The 18,215-nt window shown below is 31.0% G+C and carries 18 protein-coding genes; all 18 read left to right on the forward strand.

The features are described from left to right. Positions 1–4: 4 nt before the first annotated feature. The 18 genes from MG292_RS05600 to MG292_RS05685 all read left to right on the forward strand — a co-directional run bounded on the left by MG292_RS05600 (position 5) and on the right by MG292_RS05685 (position 18,185). The gene (locus tag MG292_RS05600; protein ID WP_264533698.1) at positions 5–1,282 is read left to right on the forward strand and encodes a nucleotide sugar dehydrogenase; all 1,278 of its coding nucleotides are present in this window, start codon (positions 5–7) and stop codon (positions 1,280–1,282) included. A gap of 18 nt (positions 1,283–1,300) precedes the next feature. Then, positions 1,301–2,551: an oligosaccharide flippase family protein gene (locus MG292_RS05605; protein WP_264533697.1), complete on the forward strand. Its 1,251-nt coding sequence runs from the start codon at positions 1,301–1,303 to the stop codon at positions 2,549–2,551. A 185-nt stretch (positions 2,552–2,736) separates the two neighbouring features. Continuing rightward, positions 2,737–3,702 carry a hypothetical protein gene (locus tag MG292_RS05610; protein WP_264533696.1) on the forward strand — a complete coding sequence of 322 codons (966 nt, stop codon included), beginning with the start codon at positions 2,737–2,739 and terminating at the stop codon, positions 3,700–3,702. A gap of 33 nt (positions 3,703–3,735) precedes the next feature. Next, the gene (locus tag MG292_RS05615) at positions 3,736–4,944 is read left to right on the forward strand and encodes a glycosyltransferase family 4 protein (RefSeq protein WP_264533695.1); all 1,209 of its coding nucleotides are present in this window, start codon (positions 3,736–3,738) and stop codon (positions 4,942–4,944) included. A 32-nt stretch (positions 4,945–4,976) separates the two neighbouring features. Continuing rightward, a complete protein-coding gene (locus tag MG292_RS05620) occupies positions 4,977–6,125 on the forward strand; it encodes a glycosyltransferase family 4 protein (protein ID WP_264533694.1) in 1,149 nt (382 codons plus the stop codon). Beyond that, entirely contained in the window at positions 6,122–7,267 is a 1,146-nt protein-coding gene (locus tag MG292_RS05625) for an N-acetyl sugar amidotransferase (protein WP_264533693.1), read from the forward strand. The genes MG292_RS05620 and MG292_RS05625 overlap by 4 nt, the downstream gene beginning before the upstream one ends. Beyond that, on the forward strand, positions 7,264–7,878 hold the full coding sequence (gene hisH, locus MG292_RS05630) for an imidazole glycerol phosphate synthase subunit HisH (RefSeq protein WP_264533692.1): 615 nt from the start codon (positions 7,264–7,266) through the stop codon (positions 7,876–7,878). The genes MG292_RS05625 and hisH overlap by 4 nt, the downstream gene beginning before the upstream one ends. Before the next feature lie 2 nt (positions 7,879–7,880). After that, positions 7,881–8,654: an AglZ/HisF2 family acetamidino modification protein gene (locus MG292_RS05635; protein WP_264533691.1), complete on the forward strand. Its 774-nt coding sequence runs from the start codon at positions 7,881–7,883 to the stop codon at positions 8,652–8,654. Continuing rightward, complete coding sequence (locus MG292_RS05640; protein ID WP_264533690.1) at positions 8,651–9,685, forward strand: polysaccharide biosynthesis protein; 1,035 nt, start codon at positions 8,651–8,653, stop codon at positions 9,683–9,685. Before MG292_RS05635 ends, MG292_RS05640 begins: the two co-directional genes overlap by 4 nt. Before the next feature lie 7 nt (positions 9,686–9,692). Beyond that, entirely contained in the window at positions 9,693–10,112 is a 420-nt protein-coding gene (locus tag MG292_RS05645) for a WxcM-like domain-containing protein (RefSeq protein WP_264533689.1), read from the forward strand. Continuing rightward, positions 10,113–11,231 carry a polysaccharide biosynthesis C-terminal domain-containing protein gene (locus MG292_RS05650; protein WP_264533688.1) on the forward strand — a complete coding sequence of 373 codons (1,119 nt, stop codon included), beginning with the start codon at positions 10,113–10,115 and terminating at the stop codon, positions 11,229–11,231. Positions 11,232–11,292: 61 nt separating this feature from the next. Further along, entirely contained in the window at positions 11,293–11,637 is a 345-nt protein-coding gene (locus tag MG292_RS05655) for a four helix bundle protein (RefSeq protein WP_264533687.1), read from the forward strand. Between the two features lie 54 nt (positions 11,638–11,691). Then, on the forward strand, positions 11,692–12,828 hold the full coding sequence (gene wecB / locus MG292_RS05660) for a non-hydrolyzing UDP-N-acetylglucosamine 2-epimerase (RefSeq protein ID WP_264533686.1): 1,137 nt from the start codon (positions 11,692–11,694) through the stop codon (positions 12,826–12,828). Next, on the forward strand, positions 12,825–14,060 hold the full coding sequence (locus MG292_RS05665; RefSeq protein ID WP_264533685.1) for a glycosyltransferase family 4 protein: 1,236 nt from the start codon (positions 12,825–12,827) through the stop codon (positions 14,058–14,060). Before wecB ends, MG292_RS05665 begins: the two co-directional genes overlap by 4 nt. Next, positions 14,060–14,971 (forward strand): NAD-dependent epimerase/dehydratase family protein, encoded by a 912-nt coding sequence (locus tag MG292_RS05670; protein WP_264533684.1) that lies wholly within the window; start codon positions 14,060–14,062, stop codon positions 14,969–14,971. Before MG292_RS05665 ends, MG292_RS05670 begins: the two co-directional genes overlap by 1 nt. Then, positions 14,971–15,450, forward strand: a complete 480-nt coding sequence (locus MG292_RS05675; protein WP_264533683.1) for a cupin domain-containing protein — start codon at positions 14,971–14,973, stop codon at positions 15,448–15,450. The genes MG292_RS05670 and MG292_RS05675 overlap by 1 nt, the downstream gene beginning before the upstream one ends. 681 nt (positions 15,451–16,131) lie before the next feature. After that, the gene (locus MG292_RS05680; RefSeq protein WP_264533682.1) at positions 16,132–17,601 is read left to right on the forward strand and encodes a Fic family protein; all 1,470 of its coding nucleotides are present in this window, start codon (positions 16,132–16,134) and stop codon (positions 17,599–17,601) included. A gap of 29 nt (positions 17,602–17,630) precedes the next feature. Beyond that, on the forward strand, positions 17,631–18,185 hold the full coding sequence (locus tag MG292_RS05685) for a sugar transferase (protein ID WP_264533681.1): 555 nt from the start codon (positions 17,631–17,633) through the stop codon (positions 18,183–18,185). Positions 18,186–18,215 lie beyond the last annotated feature (30 nt).

An 18,215-nucleotide genomic window follows, 5' to 3' on the forward strand; every position in this document is an offset into this window, starting at 1 on the left:
TTTAATGAAAAAAATAGCAGTTATTGGCCTAGGCTATGTAGGATTACCTCTCGCCCGATTATTTGCCACAAAATACAAAGTAGTTGGTTTTGATATTAATCAAACTCGAATTAAAGAACTTCGTGAAGGACATGATGGAACTTTAGAAGTTGAAGATGAAATACTTCAAGCCGTCTTATTAAAAAGTAATCAAAATGAAGGTAATGGACTTTTCTGTTCCTATGATTTGTCGGATATACAAGAATGTAATTATTACATTGTTACAGTTCCCACGCCAGTGGATAAAAATAATCGACCGGACTTAACACCACTTTACAAAGCTAGTGAAACAGTTGGTAAAGTTTTGAAAAAAGGAGATGTCGTTATTTATGAGTCAACAGTATATCCCGGAGCAACCGAGGAAGAATGTATTCCCGTATTAGAAAAAGTTTCTGGATTAAAATTCAATGTTGATTTTTTTGCGGGCTATTCACCTGAACGAATTAATCCTGGAGATAAAGAGCATACGGTAGAAAAAATATTAAAAGTTACTTCAGGTTCTACTCTAGAAATTGGGAAACAAGTAGATGATTTATATAAAAGTGTAATTACTGCTGGAACGCATTTGGCTCCGAGTATTAAAGTAGCTGAGGCTGCCAAAGTGATTGAGAACTCTCAAAGAGACATCAATATTGCTTTTGTCAATGAGTTGGCTAAAATTTTTAATTTAATGAATATTGATACGCATGCTGTTTTAGAAGCCGCTGGAACTAAATGGAATTTTTTACCATTTAAACCAGGTTTAGTAGGAGGGCATTGCATAGGTGTAGATCCGTATTATTTAGCCCAGAAAGCACAAGAATTAGGGTATCATCCAGAGATAATACTAGCAGGACGCCGTTTGAATGACAGTATGGGAGAATATGTCGCTTCACAAGTGGTCAAATTGATGATCAAAAAAGGAATTACTGTTAATGGAGCTTCTTTACTAATGTTAGGGATTACTTTTAAAGAGAATTGTCCAGATGTACGAAATACAAAAATTGTGGATGTGGTAAAGGCTTTAGATGATTATGGAATTAAAGTAACCATTTACGACCCTGTGGCAAATCCAAATGAAGTGAAGCATGAATATGGTTTATGTACAACTTCTATTTTACCTAGTGAGAAATTTGACGCTGTTGTTTTAGGTGTAGCTCATAAAAAGTTTTTAGACATGGATTTATCTTTGAAACAAAAGGATAATTCAATATTGTACGATGTTAAAAGTATTATTACAAATAAAGTTGATGGATCTCTTTAAGTAAAGATCTTATAAAGTATGTCAAAATTTATAATAGACTATCTAAATGATAAAAAACAGAAACAAACATTAATATTACTAATTACTTCAATTTTAGTAATGATATTAGTTTTAGGAATTAATTATTTCATTACAAGAATTCTAGAAAAAAATTCTTTTGGCAATTATTCATTAGTATTAAATATATTTAACTTTTCTCAAATAGTTTTTAATTTCGGTTTATTTTATTCGATAAGTAGGGGAATTGCTATAGTTGATGATAATTCAAGGCATAGAGAATTGTATGGTGCGGGTTTGATTATATCTTTTTGTTTGTTTATTATAATGATTCTTTGTTTGATAGTTTTTTTTCTAATCTTTGATAAATCAACAACACAAGAAGTTATAAACTCCTTGTTATTTTGCATTCCATTTAGTTGGATTTTTTTGTTAAATAATTTTAATGAACTCTTGTTACAGGGCGGGAATCGAATTTTACTTTTATCTTTTTCTCGATTTATGCCTAAGTTTTTTTTTCTTATTTTGTTAATAGTTATATATTCATTTACTTCTCATAAAATATCAACTAATACAATATTATGTTGTTTTATAGTTTCATCAATTATTCCTTATTTTATTATAATACATAAATTAAAACCAAAGTTAACTAATTTTAAGAAGAGAATCCAAGAAATAAAAGTAGCAAATAATAAATTTGGTTTTAATGTATATGTAGGTTCATTGTTTGCTGTTGGATCTAGTAGTCTTTCAGGTGTTTTAATTGGATATTTTGGTATTAATAATATTGAAGTAGGTTACTATGCTATTGCTTTACAGCTTTCTGCACCACTTTCTTTAATACCTAATGTTATAGCAACAACATCTTTTAAGAAATTTGCAAATTCGCAGAAAATTGATAAAACAACATTAACTAGAATGTATGTTATAAGTTTTACATTAGTCATTTTAATATTTATAATAGCCAAACCAATTATTTTAATGATTTATGGAGACGAGTATATAGAATGTGTTTATTTATTATATTATTTATCTATTGGATCTTTACTGTATGGGATTGCGGATTTTTTTAATAGATTTTTATTGGCAAAAGGTAAAGGAAAAGAATTAAGAAATTCCTCTTTTATTGTAGGAGGAGTTCTAATTATATCTAATTTTATATTGATAAACATTTCAGGTGCTAAAGGAGCCGCATTAGCTACCATAATTTCTGGTTTAACATACTTTTTTATAATTGTATTTTATTATAAAAAAGTTTCAAATTTTGATTGAGTTTTTTATTTGAATTAAATTTTTAAATAATTAATTCAATAATAAATTTTAAAAAAGTGAAGATAATTTTCAATAAAACAAATTTAATATCGAGTATATTCTTTATACTATTTATTGTAATGTGTATTATCTATTATTATGGTTGTAATTATTTCTTTGTTGATTTTAAACAATTATATAATTATGTGAACAATGATCATGATGTTTATCTTTATAATATACAAAACATTAAAGACGGAAATTTTTTATTGTCAATAAACAATGATTTTGGAATTGCCTTATTATATTTATACATAATAAATTTTTTTAATTTATTTGGAATATACGATGTTAAACTAATAGCATTTATTTTTAATTTAATAACTGTATGTTTTATTTTCATAAATTATATAAAAGTTTGTGATAAACTTAAATTAAGTGGATTTACAAAGTTTTATTTTTTTTTGGGTTTGCAAATCTTATATTTCACTCAATTAATAAATAAAGATTTGTTGACTTTATTTTTTTTTATATTAGTTTTAAAATGGCTACTTGATAAACACTATAAGTTGATAATTATTTTTAGTATACTTTTTTTTATAGTGAGAATTCAATTATTAATTTTTGGAATCTTAACTATTTACTTAAGTTTTGGTAATTTTAAAAAAAGGATAATTTTTGCTTATATATTAACATCAATTATTGGTGCAATTACTACTATAAAAGGTCAATTTGTAAGTGATGAAACCATGGGTAGTGGATTTAGTTCTTTTTTAATTTATTTTAATCAAAATTATTTTTATACAGGATATCTTATATTTAATCTATTGCGTATTTTACAGTTCTTTATGGATATTTATATGTCACTCTATATATATACGGATGGGTTAATAGATGTCTCAAAAATATTGAGAATTCCATTATTATTGGCACTAGTAGTTTTTATTAACCCATTGATTTATTCGATAAGAAATTTTAGCATTGTAAATAAAACAATAATTAAACATGTTTATATTATTCTTATTTCATTTACTTTGACTTGGTTAATGAATCCAACAATTAATGCAAGGTACGTTATGTTAATTGTTCCATTCTTATTAATCTTGGGCAGATATATTGAAATAAACAAAAAAGAGTTTAGAGCAATAGATTTTAATAACAAAGTACTTTAAATTTGAATAAAAAGTATTTGAGAATGGTTAATTATGAAAAAAGATAATAATACACTCAGATGTGCATTAATTTTTTTAGGCCCCTTTCCTGTAGGTAATGTCTCCTCATTAAGAATTATGTCATATTGTAAAGCTTTAGCAAAGGAAGGAGCTTTTGTAAAAGTTTTATTATTAGCACCTACAGCCGAAGCAGCTGTAAATGAATTTAAATCAGGTAATGTAGAGGGAGTTGAATATCAATACATGACCAATATAACATGGAAAAAGAAGGATACTCCTACGTATGTTAAATTCTTTTATTATGTAAAGGGGGTTCTCATTTCTTTTAAGTATTTACGCCAAGATAAGATAAATTGTTTACTATCATATCATAATGAATTATTTTCAAATATTTTTTTTAGAATTTTCACTAAAATAATTGGGATTCCTTTTATTATAGATAAAACGGAATATCCAAATGGATATTTTAAAATGTCTACATTTAGAAAACGAATAGAAAATTTTAAACTTAAAATGTTTGATGGATTTATAGTAATTACTAATGAGTTAGAAAGATTTTATTTGCAAATTACTAATTATGAAAAATCAAAATTTTTTTTACTTCCAATGACAATAGACCCTCAAAGATATATAGGTTTTGAGAAGGACAAGGATAGTAAGAGATACATAGCTGTTGTATTTGGTACTCATAATAGAGATGGTTTATTTGAAAGTGTACTAGCTTATCATAAATATTGTAAACTAAAAGGGGAATTTTACTTAGATTTAATACTTATTGGAGATTTTTTAGGATTATGTAATAGTTTTCCGGAGTGTAATCAAATATTGAATTATATCAAGGATCATAATCTAGAAAATAATATTGAGTTTAAAGGGTTAGTATCTATAAATGAAGTTCCAAAAATATTGTTGAATGCTAAATGTCTATTAACTACTCCGCTAGAGTATGTTTCTGGTGGTTTTCCAACAAAACTTGGAGAATATTTATTATCAGGTGTTCCTGTTGTAGCAACTTCTGCAGGTGAAATTGAATATTATATGACTCATAATAAAAACATTTTTTTGTCTAATGTTGGTGATTTAGAAAGTATAGCAAAAAATATATTATTTATTGATCTTAATGAAAATGAAGCTAAAATTATTGGTGAATCGGGAAAAAAAATTGCACTTACAGTTTTTAATGCTGAAACATATTCCGAAAAATTCATAGAATTTTTAAATAGTTTTTCTAATTCCAATTAAAGTTTTTATTTCTAACTATAATTACCTATTGTATGCATATGAATTTAGCTATTGACGCAACTAGAAATAAATCGGGAGGAGCGATAGTGCATATTATTAATATATTAAAATATTTTAATCCAGAAAAGCATTCAATCAATGAAATTCATTTGTGGTCATATGAAAAGTTGTTAAATCAGATACCAGATTACCCTTGGCTTGTTAAGCACTGTCCTAATTCATTAAAAAAAAGTATAGTTAATCAATTGTCTTGGCAATATTTCTCTTTACCTAAAGAACTAAAAAAAAATAACTGTACACTTTTATTCAGTGTTGATGCAGGGAGCGTTTGTAGGTTTAGGCCATACATAACAATGAGTCGTGACATGTTGTCATTTGAAAAAAAAGAATTTAATAGATATTCTTTTTCTTTTTCATGGTTAAGATTGTATTTATTAAAATATGTGCAATTATCTTCATTTAAAAATTCTATAGCAACAATTTTTTTGACCCATTATGCTAAAAATAAAATTTCACAATACCATAAAATAAACTACGACAATATTGTTATCAATCATGGAATATCCGATGAGTTTAGAATTAATAAAATAAATAAATTAAATTTAATTAAAGAAGAAGAAATAATACTAACTTATGTATCAAATGCTGATTTGTATAAACATAATTGGAATATAATTGAAGCGGTACATCGTATTAGAAAAGAGCATAGTTTAAATGTAAAATTACAATTAATAGGTTCAGAAGAAGGTAATGCAAAGGCATTACTTAAAATAGATGAGGTCATAAATAAATTTGATTTAAAGAAAAAGTTTATTTACAGAACATCAAAAGTTAATCATCCCCAATTAGTAACTTACCTTGAAAATACAGACATATTTGTATTCGCATCAACCTGTGAGAATATGCCCAACACTTTAATTGAAGGAATGTCAACTTCATTGCCTGTAGTCTGTTCAAACTATGGGCCAATGCCTGAGATAATTCAAGATGCTGCCATTTTTTTTGATCCAGAGAATGTAAGTTCAATAAAAAATGCCTTGTACGAAATGATTGTGAATGATGACTTAAGACTTAAATTAGCACATAAATCAAATTTATTGTCCAAACAGTTTTCTTGGGAAAGATGTTCTAATGAAACTTTTGAATTTATTAGTAATACAATGAAAAAAATAGAAGAATGAAAAGCAATAAACCTTATCAAATCTGCACTAAAACTATAATGGACACTTCTGATCCTAATATAGTTTTTAATGAAAGGGGAGAGAGCGATTATTATACTAATTATATTGAGACTATTGTACCCAATTGGCATACGGATGAAAATGGGTATAAAGAACTAATGCGTACTGCAGAAAAAATAAAAGCTGATGGTAAAAAAAGAGATTTTGATTGTATTATTGGTTTAAGTGGAGGATTGGATAGCTCTTATGTGGCTTATGTGGCTAAAGAGATTATGGGTTTACGTCCTTTATTATTTCATGTGGATGCAGGCTGGAATACTGATAGAGCTGTGGGTAATATTGAAAAATTGTGCAACGGGTTAGGCTTGAATTTGTATACTGAAGTAATCAATTGGGAAGAAATGAAGGATTTGCAAGTCGCCTTTTTGAAATCTCAAATTGCGGATCAAGATTTGCCTCAAGATTATGCTTTTTTTTCAGGCTTGTACAAATTTGCTAGAAAAAATAAGATAAAATATGTACTTACAGGCGGGAATTTCTCAACAGAATGTTGTCGTGAACCTGAAGAATGGGGTGGATTTCCTGGAATTGATACCTTATTGGTAAAAGATATTCATTCAAAGTTTGGTAAACGACCATTAAAGACTTTTCCATTGGTTGATATATTATCCTATAAATTATATTACAGGTATGTTTTAGGAATGCAGGTTTTTAAACCATTGAATTTAATTCCTTATATTAAAAAAGACGCAGAACAATTATTACAAAGTAAATTTTGCTGGGAACCTTTTCAACACAAACATCATGAATCGCGTTTTACTCGTTTCTATGAAGATTTTTGGTTGCCCAGAAAGTTTGGTTTTGAAAAACGAAGAGCCCATTTTTCCAGTCTGATTTTAACAGGTCAGATGACAAGGGAGGAAGCATTAGAACGTATTGCTAAACCGGAACTCTCAGAAGAATTTTTGCAAAGAGAGTTTGATTATGTAGCGGATAAATTAGAATTAACTCGACAAGAATTGCTGGCTATTTTTGATGGAGAAAACAAAACATTTAACGATTATAAAACAAAGATAAAATTACTAAATTTTGGGGCTAATGTTATGCAGAAAATAGGATTAGAAAAAAGATTGTTTAGATGATTACATTAATAGATTACGGAGTAGGAAATATCTTTGCTTTTCAAAATGTGTATAAACGATTGGACATTCCAACAAAAATTGCTAAAACAGCTGCTGATTTAGAAGATGCTCAAAAGTTAATTTTACCAGGAGTAGGTGCTTTTGATTATGCCATGGAGCAATTAAATAGTTCAGGGATGCGTCACAAATTAGATGAGTTGGTATTGGAAAAGAAAATCCCAATAATTGGGATTTGTGTGGGGATGCAGATGATGGGTAATAGAAGTGATGAAGGTACCTCTGAAGGTTTAAAATGGATCGATGCAGATATTCTAAAATTTGATGAGAGTCTAATTCAACAACGTACCAAGTTACCCCATATGGGTTGGAATGATGTGAGTCCAATTACAGGACATCCTTTATTTGAAGGATTAGAACAAGATGCTATTTTCTATTTTTTACATTCCTATTTTTTTAAATGCAATAATGCTGAGGATAGTATTGCTATTTCTGATTATGGAATTCCATTTACTTCAGCAGTAAATGCTGATAATATGTATGGTATACAATTTCATCCAGAGAAAAGCCACCAATACGGAGAAAAATTATTACATAACTTTGCAAAATTATAAGTATGCTTCGTCCTAGAATCATCCCAAGTTTATTACTTCACGACAAGGGCTTAGTAAAGACAGTGAACTTTAAAACTCCCAAATATGTAGGAGATCCTATAAATGCGGTGCGCATATTTAATGAAAAAGAAGTTGATGAATTGGCTTTTTTTGACATAGATGCTACTACATTGAATAAAGAGCCAGATTATGTATTGATTGAAAAATTAGCTAACCAATCGCGTATGCCATTGTGTTATGGGGGGGGAGTGAAGACGGTGGAGCAAGCCCAAAAGATATTTGGCTTAGGAATTGAAAAAATTGCATTAAGTAGTGCTGTAATTCAAAATCCCCAATTAGTTACTCAAATTGCAGATCGGGTAGGGTCTCAAAGTGTAATAGTAGTACTTGATGTTAAAAAGAAACTCTTCGGGGGTTATGAAGTATATACCCATAATGGTAAAAAAGCTACCGGTATTAATCCAATTAAATTTGTCCAAGAATTAGAGCAGTTAGGTGCTGGAGAAATTATTATAAATGCGATTGATCAAGATGGGGTAATGAAAGGCTATGATATTAACTTAATTGATAAAATTGCCGAGGTCATTTCAATCCCTTTAACCGTTTTAGGCGGCGCTGGTTCAATGCGAGATGTTGAAAAAGTAATTGAAAAACATGGTGTAATTGGAGTTGCCGCAGGGAGTTTGTTTGTTTTTAAGGGACCTTATAAAGCAGTATTAATCAATTATCCAACACAAAAAGAAAAGAATACAGTATTTAAAATTCATTTAAAATGAAGATAGAAAACAAGACATTACTTATTACAGGAGGGACCGGTTCTTTCGGCCATGCAGTTTTAAATCGGTTTTTACACACCAACCATTTCAGCGAAATCAGAATTTTTTCTCGAGACGAGAAAAAGCAAGATGATATGCGCAACCAATTAAAAAGTGATAAGCTTAAATTTTACATTGGTGATGTTCGTGATTATAATAGTGTAGAGCGTGCCATGCGAGGTGTTGATTATGTATTCCATGCTGCCGCTTTAAAACAAGTGCCGTCTTGTGAATTTTTCCCATTAGAAGCTACCAGAACGAATGTTTTTGGAACACAAAACGTGATTGATGCTGCTGGAGCGAATAAAGTTAAAAAAGTAATTTGTCTGAGTACAGACAAAGCAGCATACCCGATTAATGCTATGGGAATTTCTAAAGCCCTAATGGAAAAAGTGGCGGTAGCTGCCTCAAGAAATTTGACTGATACTACAGTTTGTCTAACTCGTTATGGTAATGTGATGGCTTCTCGAGGTTCAGTAATTCCATTGTTTTTAAAACAAATCAAAGAAGGAAATCCAATTACCATCACCGACCCCAAAATGACCCGCTTTTTAATGTCCTTAGATGAAGCGGTGGAGTTGGTTTTGTTTGCCTTTGAAAACGGTAATCCAGGCGATTTATTCGTTAATAAAGCTCCTGCAGGAACAATTGGCGATTTGGCACAAGCGTTGAAAGAATTGTGTCAAGCAGATACAGAAGTTAAAATTATTGGAACGCGACACGGTGAAAAATTATACGAAACTTTGTGTACACGAGAGGAAATGGTGAAAGCCGAAGATATGGGTGAATTTTATCGAATTCCAGCTGATAATAGGGATCTCAATTACGCACAATATTTTTCAGAAGGAGAGCAAGATGTTTCCCTAATTGAGGATTATCATTCCCATAATACGGTACAGCAGGATGTAGAAGGAATGAAGAAATTGTTATCTAAGTTGCCCTTAATTCGAAAAGAAATTTTTGGTGAAGAGGTAACGCAAATGCCAGGATAATTAGTAAATGAAGCCAACTTTAATTTCAGGTAATTGCCATCAAGACCAACGAGGACAATTATTTTACAACAATGATTTCGACGCGTCAAGCATTAAAAGAATGTATGTTATAGAAAATCATTCGGTTGATTTTGTAAGGGCTTGGCAAGGACATAAAATTGAACAACGATGGTTTAGTGCTGTACAAGGTCGTTTTAAAATTCAATTGATTGCGGTTGATAATTGGGACATACCAAGCGAAAACTTACCACGAATAGAATATCATTTACATTCAGAAAAACTAGACATATTACATATTCCGGCAGGGTACATTAGCAGTATACAAGCACTAGAAGAAAAATCAAAATTAGTGGTTATGTCGGATTATCATTTAGGAGAAATAGATGATGAATCTCGATACCCGACGGATTACTTTACAACAGAATAAATGTTAAAAATAGGAATTACAGGACAGGCAGGATTTGTCGGAACCCATTTGTACAATACCCTTGGATTACATCCAGAGGAATTTGAGAGAATTCATTTTGATAAAGGCTTTTTTTTAAATCAGCATCAACTAGAACAATTTGTATCGCAATGTGATGTGATTGTGCATTTGGCGGCAATGAATCGTCACAATGATCCAAAAGTAATTTATGATACGAATATTGAATTGGCTCAAAAATTAGTTGATGCCTTGGAGTCTACTAAAAGTAGAGCACATGTAATTTTTTCTTCTTCCACTCAAGAGGAAAGGGACAACGAATATGGAAAATCCAAAAAAGTGGGTAGAGAATTGTTGTACAATTGGTCACAACGATCAGGTGGAAAATTTACAGGTTTAATTATTCCTAATGTTTTTGGGCCTTTTGGACATCCTAATTACAATTCGGTTATTGCGACTTTTTGCCATAAATTAGCTCATAACGAAACACCAACAATTGCAGTTGATAGTGAGTTGAAGTTAATTTATGTAGGTGAACTTGTAGAGGTGCTACTTTCTGAAATAAGAAATGCAAATAGTAAAGCTGAAATGATAGTCCCATATACAGCAACAGCTAAGGTGTCTGAAATTTTGCATGTATTAGAAAAATACAAATCAGAGTATCAAGATAAGGGAATAATACCTGAAATACATTCTACTTTTGAATTGAATTTGTTCAATACCTTTCGTTGTTATATGGACATTGCTACTCATTTCCCTGTTTCATTTGTAGAACATACAGATGATAGAGGTTCATTTGTAGAAATAATTCGTTTAGGAGTAGGAGGACAGGTTTCTTTTTCAACTACAGTTCCAGGTATAACTAGAGGGAATCATTATCATACTAGAAAAATTGAACGTTTTGCAGTAATCAAAGGAAAAGCTTTGATTCAATTAAGGCGCATTGGAACCGATGAAGTATTGGATTTTTATCTAGATGGAGATGCTCCTTCTTATGTGGATATGCCTATTTGGTACACCCATAATATTAAAAATATAGGGGATGAGGTATTGTATACCAATTTTTGGATCAATGAGTTTTACGATCCAAATGATCCGGATACCTATTTTGAGAATGTTTAGTTTTAATCAAGCACCAAGGCAAAAGAATTAAGAGCCAAGTTGAAAGTTAAAAGTAAAAAACATGAAGCCTAATAATTTATTAGAAAGAACTTTTAATTTTGGGGTTGAAACATTAAAATTGAACCGAAATTTACCTAAAGATTCTGAATATACAATAATTAGATATCAACTTGGTAAATCAGCAACATCTGTTGGTGCAAATTATGAAGAATCACAAGCGGGGTCTTCTAAAGCAGATTTTAAAAACAAAGTTAGAATTGCATTAAAAGAAGCACGTGAGTCGAATTATTGGTTACGAGTTATTAAAGCACTCGGAGAAATAGAGAATAGTAAATTGGATAATTTGTTACAAGAAAGTAAAGAAATTAAAAATATACTTGCAGCAATAATAAATAATACTAAATAAGTTTTAAAGCCTTGGTTCTTTTTACTTTTACCTTGGCTCCTAAAAATATAAATAATGAAAGAAAAATTAAAAGTAATGACAGTGGTTGGGACTCGTCCCGAGATAATTCGCTTGTCAAGAGTAATGGCAGCTTTAGATCAGTCGGAGGCTATTGAACATATAATAGTCCATACTGGTCAAAACTACGATTACGAATTGAATCAAATATTTTTTGACGATTTAGGCATTCGTAAACCGGATTTCTTTTTGGATGCAGCAGGTGCTACAGCTACAGAAACGGTGGGGCAAATATTAATTAAAATAGATCCACTTTTAGCTAGTGAGCAGCCTGACGCTTTTTTAGTTTTAGGAGATACCAATAGTTGTTTGTGCGCAATACCAGCTAAAAAACGTCATATTCCTATTTTTCATATGGAAGCAGGAAACCGATGTTTTGACCAGCGAGTTCCAGAAGAAACGAATCGTAAAATCGTAGACCATGTTTCTGATATTAATTTGACATATAGTTCTATAGCCAGAGAATATTTACTTCGTGAAGGTTTACCTGCCGATAGAATCATCAAAACGGGTTCTCCAATGTATGAAGTCCTTCATCATTACTTACCCGAAATTAATAAGTCGGATATTATCTCTAGATTAAATCTAGAAGAAAATAAATTTTTTGTTATCTCAGCACATAGAGAAGAAAATATCAATAGCGAAAAAAACTTTAAAGGGTTAATGGACAGTTTGAATCTGATTGCTGAAAAATATGGTTACCCAATCATTGTGAGTACGCACCCGCGAACTAAAAAAATGATGGATGCGAAACAGTTTGAAATGCGTCCAGAGATTCAGTTTTTAAAACCTATGGGTTTCAATGATTATAATGCATTGCAAATGAAATCTTTTGCAGTTTTATCGGATAGTGGAACCATTTCGGAAGAATCCTCTACGCTTAATTTTCCTGCCTTGAATATTCGTGAAGCGCATGAAAGACCAGAGGCAATGGAAGAAGCATCGGTGATGATGGTGGGATTAAACCCAGAACGAATTATGCAAGGATTGGTTCAATTACAATCTCAAAAAAGAGGTGTTGAACGTAATTTTAGACCGGTAGCCGATTATTCTATGCCGAATGTTTCAGAAAAAATGGTACGAATCATTTTAAGTTATACCGATTATATCAAAAGAACAGTTTGGAGCGAATGATAAATAGAAAAATACTAATACACTCTATTGTTTTTAGTCCCGATGGTGTCTCAACGGCTTATCTATATAATGATATAGCGCTTGGATTTAAGAAAAATGGATATGAAGTAGTCGTATTAACCACTACGCCGCATTATAATATAGTAAAAGAAGACTCTGCAAAGCAACCATTATGTCCCAAATTAATGGGGCTTTTTTATGAGAGTAGTTTTAATGAGATTAGAGTTATTCACGTTCCCTTAAAAAAATATAAGAGTACAACACTTAGAATACTATCGTTTATATATTGGCATTTGTTTTCATTCTTTATAGGATTGTCTATCAATAAAATCGACTTTATTCTAAGTCCATCTCCACCATTAAGTATAGGGTTTGTATCTATTTTAATTGCAAAAATTAAGAAAGCTAAAATTGTATACAATGTACAAGAAATTTATCCAGACTTATTAATTAATCAAGGTGGATTAAAATCAAAACTAATTATAAATATATTAAAATGGCTTGAGAAATTTGTTTATAATAATTCGAATGCTATAATAACAATAGACCAGCTGTTCTATAATCAAATAAAAGATCGATTAAAAAATTTACAAAAATTGAATATTATTCCAAATTTTGTAGACACTGAATTATATAAACCAGAAACTAAAGTAACTCTACCTCCTGTTTTTACTGATGATAAATCCAAGCTAAAGTTACTATATGCTGGAAATATTGGTTTCTTTCAAGATTGGGAACCTGTTTTTTATGCCGCTAAAAAGTTATTAAATACTAATATTGAATTTTGGATAATAGGAGAAGGAGTTAGAAAAGAGTATTTAATGAATAGGGTTAATGAAGAAAAATTAAGTAATATTAAAATACTTCCATACCAAAATAGAAGTTTAATGCCGGCTATTAATTCTTTTGCGGATATTCATTTTATTTCCATTAGTAAAGAAATGGAACAAGAAGGATTTCCATCAAAAGTGTATACAATTATGGCTTGTGCAAAACCAATGATTATTTTAACTGGTGAAAACACCCCTCTCTTTAACTTTCTTTCAGGTAAAAATTGTTCAATCCTTATTTCCGATAATCGTAATGACAGTTTTGTTGAATCTATTATTTCATTAGCTAGTGACAAGAATAAACAATTTGAATTAGGACAGAATGGATATAATGAAATTCAAAATTTTTATACTAAAGAGAAAGTAATTGAACAGTATCTAGATTTATTTGAAAAGATTTGATGAAAAAAAAATCTAATATAATCATCACAGGAGTTAGAGGTTTTGTAGGATCTAATCTATTTGAATATTTACTAGACAATAATTGGGAGCCTATATCTCTCAATCTTAGAAATACCAACTGGAAATCGGAGATTGATAATGAATCTACTGCAATTATTCATCTTGCCGGCAAAGCACACGATCTAAAAAATAGTTTTAATCCTGATCAATATTTTGATGTAAACACTAAGTTAACTCAAGAATTATTTGATGTATTTTTGGAAAGCAATTGCCGCGATTTTATATTTTTTAGTAGTGTAAAGGCAGTTACTGATAAAGCAGAAGATATTGTAAAAGAAGAAACAGTAACTAATCCTCAAACTGCTTACGGTCAATCAAAACTCCAGGCAGAGCAGTATATTTTAAGTAAAACACTGCCACAAGGAAAGCGAGTATTCATAATTCGTCCTGCTATGATTCATGGCCCCGGTAATAAAGGCAACTTGAATTTGTTGTATCAATTAGTCTCAAGAGGAATACCTTGGCCTTTAGGCTCTTTTCATAATCAGCGTTCTTTTTGTAGTATTGATAATGTTTGCTTTGTAATCCAACAAATTTTAGAACGGGATGATATTCCTTCTGGAGTCTATAATTTAGCAGATGACGAAGCATTATCAACCAATGAATTGATTGAACTCATTGTATCAACTACAAATAAAAAAACAAAAATTCTTAATATCCCTAAAAATATAATTAATACAATTGCTGAATTAGGAAATGTATTGTATTTGCCTTTAAATACAGAACGGTTGGATAAATTGACTGAAAGTTTTGTAGTTTCTAATGCTAAAATTAAAGCTGCTTTGGGAATTGAAAAATTACCTGTTTCTGCAAAAGAAGGTTTAGTAAAAACAATAAAATCGTTTATTTAATGATTTTCGAAACTATACAAAACCAATTGGAAACGAATCGTTTTACCATCGTTTCAAAAGATCACAACCGCCCTTGGGGTGGTTTTTTCGTTATTGCTGAGGAGCAAGCACAGGCTTTTGCCAATGCCTACTTTGATGGCTTGGATGTGTCTACTTTAAAAAGAGGCGGTGCATTAAGCCCTAAAATTCTAGTTGTAGCGCCAAAGCAACGGTTGTCTTGGCAGTACCACCACCGTAGAGCTGAGATATGGCGAGTGATTCAAAGGCAAGCTGGAATTAAGAGAAGCCCTAACGATATCGAAGGGGAATTAGAAATTCTAAGCGTAGGCGATACCATTACCTTGCAACAAGGGGAGCGTCACCGTTTAATAGGTTTAGACGATTATGCCGTCATTGCTGAGATTTGGCAACATACGGATGCGAATCATCCTTCGGATGAAGAGGATATAGTGCGGGTGCAGGATGATTTTGGAAGATGAGTCGATTTATGATATATGATTTACGATATACGATTTACGAGGTACGATGTGCCAATTTAGCAATTTGAAAATGTATCAATTTACAATTTACGATATTAGCTTCGCTCCCCACATACTCTGCTCCAAGTATTCGCAGACTTTGGCTTTGCCTCGGGTCGTTTTACGAAGTTTGATTATGAAATGTAGCAATTTAAAAATGTAACAATTCGTGTAAGTTACACTACACGTTACCCTCTATAGAGGGATTAAGGGTATGTTATTTAAAGTACAAAGTACGATTTACGATATAGGAAATGTTCAGTGTTCAGCTGTAAGTGATCAGTTGATTTGACTTAATTTTTCTATAATAGAGCGAAGCGACTTCTTCAATTTTCTTATATTACTAATATGGTTTAAAATTTTAGCTTTTGGATTCATTAGAATTTATTGTTAAAAAATTTGTTTATTTTTTCGATTGTAACTACACTTGTATCAATCGTACCAGTATCGCTTCCCGTTAGATCAGCCTTCTGGTCTTTTTTTTTCATTTATGCCTAACAAAAATCTTTTTTTTGTCAGTACCCCGTAAGGAAAATAAGCATGCTTTTAATTTGTATAAATTTCGTCTCATTTATAATAACACCTATATTTTTAGATAGTGAAAATATATAAATTAATATTGTTTTAATTTTGTTTCTATCTATGGACAAATCATTGTTTTTAAATAAGCTTACAGAGCTAGAGTGGGAAGATTTTGAGTTAAAAGAAGCCAAAGCTGAAGTACCTAAATCTTCATGGGAGACCGTTAGTGCATTTGCTAATACTTCTGGAGGGTGGCTTGTTTTTGGTGTAAAACAAACGGGCAGTTTGTTTGAAATTCAAGGGGTTGCTAATCCAGAGAAAATTGAACAAGATTTTTTAAATACAGTAAGAAGCGAAAAGTTTAATGTTTATTTAGGTGTCAAATCAGTAAAATATGAATTTGAAGGCAAAGTGGTTCTTGCTTTTTACATAGTAGCATCAAATAAAAAACCAGTTTACTTTAATACGCAAGCAAATACTTATATTCGAAGAGGTAGTGCTGATAATAAGGCAACTAAAGAGGAGATTGATGCCATGTATCGCGATCAAACATTTGGTTCAAAATCTTCTGAGAAAGTTATAGGTACAAGTAGAGATAGCTTAAATAAAATTTCATTACTTCGCTATCGCGACTATATGACAAGATTCAATCCTAATGTAAGCTACAACCGTTTTGATGAAGATGAGTTTTTAGAAAAATTGCGAATATTTGAAGATGGATGTTGTACGTATAGCGGTTTGCTATTGTTAGGAAAAAGAGAACATATTGAAAAGTATTTTCCTGATTTTAGAATTGATTTATTAGAGATTCCAGGAGATTCTTACTCAGAAACAGATTCAAGATATACGTTTCGTCTGGAAGAACAAGAAAATTTATGGGAGTATTATTTTGAATGTTTTGCACGTTTAAAATCTAAGGTTGATGTAACGTTTCAGGTTTCATCTGAAGGATTTGGTGAGGAACTATCAACCGGTTTAATAGCTATTAGAGAAGCATTAGTAAATTTATTGATGCACGCTGATTATTTTTCTCCGGCACATGCTAGAATTCGTGTTTTTAATAATTCCATTGAGTTCTATAATCCCGGAGGTTTGCCAAAATCGATTTCAGAATTAAAAGATAAAGACTTGTCTATACCAAGAAATCCAGTATTATCAAAACTTTTTAGAATGGTTAAATTAGCCGAAAATGTGGGTTTCGGTATTGATAAAATAGAATCTAATTGGATGCAATACAATGGAAGTATCCCAACATATACATTAGACTTTGACAGTGTTATTTGTAGCTTTGCATTAGTCTCAAATAGTATTCCCGAACAAGTAACCGAACAAGTAACCGAACAAGTAACCGAAGAAGTAACCGAACAAGTATTATTTTTAATTCAAGTTATGTCAGTAGAATATTATGCTGCAGTAGAATTAAAGGTATTAGTCGGAATAAAACATCACCCTTCTTTTCTTTATAATTATTTGCAGCCTGCTTTAGCATTAGGTCTGATAGAAATGAGAAAACCTGATAGTCCCAAAAGTCCTAAACAAAAGTATCGCTTAACCTCAAAAGGAATACATTTAAAAAAAGAGATGTACTAGCGTTTTATTTCTCAAAACTATTTTAAAATATGATTCGATTTTTTGATTTTATTTTTTCTTTGATTGGTCTAGTGCTACTGAGTCCTATTATTATTGTATTACTAATTATTGGGTATTTTGATACGGGTTCTCCTATTTTTTGTCAAGAGCGTGTTGGGAAAAATAAGCGACCGTTTAATTTGTATAAATTTCGTTCGATGCATGTGGATACGAAATCCGTAGCGACTCATTTGGCTAATTATAGTGCGGTTACGAAATATGGTGCTTTTTTGCGTAAATCCAAACTGGATGAGCTACCCCAATTGTGGAATGTACTGCTAGGCGATATGAGTTTAGTAGGGCCACGACCTAATTTGTTCAATCAAGTAGAGTTGATTCAAGAACGTGATAGCAGGGGAGTGTACCAAGTAGTTCCTGGAATTACGGGTTTATCACAAATCAATAAAATCGATATGTCCACCCCGCAACTCCTAGCTGAAACCGATGCCAAAATGACAAGTCAATTGACCGTGGTTCAGTATTTTTATTATATTATTGCTACTGTGCTAGGTAAAGGGTCTGGGGATAGAATGATTCGAGGTTAGATATACGATATACGAGGTAGGATATACGAG

Source organism: Flavobacterium keumense (genome assembly GCF_029866485.1).
Lineage (GTDB): Bacteria > Bacteroidota > Bacteroidia > Flavobacteriales > Flavobacteriaceae > Flavobacterium > Flavobacterium keumense.

Excerpts from the sequence above, each read along its gene's own strand:
- MG292_RS05685 (WP_264533681.1), top strand. The coding sequence starts at position 17,631 with ATGATTCGATTTTTTGATTTTATTTTTTCTTTGATTGGTCTAGTGCTA.
- MG292_RS05645 (WP_264533689.1), top strand. The coding sequence starts at position 9,693 with ATGAAGCCAACTTTAATTTCAGGTAATTGCCATCAAGACCAACGAGGA.
- MG292_RS05675 (WP_264533683.1), top strand. The coding sequence starts at position 14,971 with ATGATTTTCGAAACTATACAAAACCAATTGGAAACGAATCGTTTTACC.
- MG292_RS05655 (WP_264533687.1), top strand. The coding sequence starts at position 11,293 with ATGAAGCCTAATAATTTATTAGAAAGAACTTTTAATTTTGGGGTTGAA.
- hisH (WP_264533692.1), top strand. The coding sequence starts at position 7,264 with ATGATTACATTAATAGATTACGGAGTAGGAAATATCTTTGCTTTTCAA.
- MG292_RS05600 (WP_264533698.1), top strand. The coding sequence starts at position 5 with ATGAAAAAAATAGCAGTTATTGGCCTAGGCTATGTAGGATTACCTCTC.
- MG292_RS05615 (WP_264533695.1), top strand. The coding sequence starts at position 3,736 with ATGAAAAAAGATAATAATACACTCAGATGTGCATTAATTTTTTTAGGC.
- MG292_RS05670 (WP_264533684.1), top strand. The coding sequence starts at position 14,060 with ATGAAAAAAAAATCTAATATAATCATCACAGGAGTTAGAGGTTTTGTA.
- wecB (WP_264533686.1), top strand. The coding sequence starts at position 11,692 with ATGAAAGAAAAATTAAAAGTAATGACAGTGGTTGGGACTCGTCCCGAG.
- MG292_RS05665 (WP_264533685.1), top strand. The coding sequence starts at position 12,825 with ATGATAAATAGAAAAATACTAATACACTCTATTGTTTTTAGTCCCGAT.
- MG292_RS05640 (WP_264533690.1), top strand. The coding sequence starts at position 8,651 with ATGAAGATAGAAAACAAGACATTACTTATTACAGGAGGGACCGGTTCT.
- MG292_RS05625 (WP_264533693.1), top strand. The coding sequence starts at position 6,122 with ATGAAAAGCAATAAACCTTATCAAATCTGCACTAAAACTATAATGGAC.
- MG292_RS05635 (WP_264533691.1), top strand. The coding sequence starts at position 7,881 with ATGCTTCGTCCTAGAATCATCCCAAGTTTATTACTTCACGACAAGGGC.
- MG292_RS05605 (WP_264533697.1), top strand. The coding sequence starts at position 1,301 with ATGTCAAAATTTATAATAGACTATCTAAATGATAAAAAACAGAAACAA.
- MG292_RS05620 (WP_264533694.1), top strand. The coding sequence starts at position 4,977 with ATGCATATGAATTTAGCTATTGACGCAACTAGAAATAAATCGGGAGGA.
- MG292_RS05680 (WP_264533682.1), top strand. The coding sequence starts at position 16,132 with ATGGACAAATCATTGTTTTTAAATAAGCTTACAGAGCTAGAGTGGGAA.
- MG292_RS05650 (WP_264533688.1), top strand. The coding sequence starts at position 10,113 with ATGTTAAAAATAGGAATTACAGGACAGGCAGGATTTGTCGGAACCCAT.